1 protein-coding gene is annotated in these 561 nt (G+C 80.2%); it reads left to right on the forward strand.

The genetic code is table 11. The annotated features are described in order from the left end of the window. Window positions 1-395 (forward strand): PilN domain-containing protein (locus tag ACVMLK_RS21290; RefSeq protein WP_457487576.1); only part of this gene is annotated, 395 nt, incomplete at its 5' end. Window positions 396-561 lie beyond the last annotated feature (166 nt).

Consider the following 561-nt stretch of genomic DNA (forward strand, 5'->3'; position numbering starts at 1 on the left):
GCGCCGAGCGCATCCTGGCCCTGGAGGCCGGGAACCAGGCCCTGCGCGAGCGCCTGTCGGCGGCGGCGGCCCTGCGCGGCGGGCGGCCGGCGGCGGTCGCCGTGCTGGAGCAGGTGGCGGCCCTGCTGCCGGACGATGCCTGGCTGACCGAGTTCCGGCTGGCCGGCGACCAGCTGCTGCTGACCGGCTTCGCCGCCCGCTCCGATGCCCTGCTCGGGCAGCTCGACGCTGCGCCCGGCTTCCGCAACCCGCGCTTCGCCGCGCCGGTGACGCGCGGGCCGCGCGACCCGGCGGACCGTTTCCAGGTGGCGCTGACGCTCGTCGCGCCGGAGCGGGCCGTGGCCGCCGAGGCCCCGCTCACCGGGCCGGCGCGGCTGGCGGAGAGCCGGCCATGACCGGGCTCTCCCCGGACGTGCGCCGGATGGTCGCGCTCGCCCTGCTGGCCGTGCCGCCGCTGCTGCTCTGGAGTCTCCTGCTGGCGCCCTGGCTGGAGGCGCGGGCGGGGCAGGCGGCCCGGCTGGAGGCGGCCGAGGCGATCCGGGCCCGCGGCCTGGCCCTGCT

Source organism: Teichococcus aerofrigidensis (assembly GCF_054073225.1).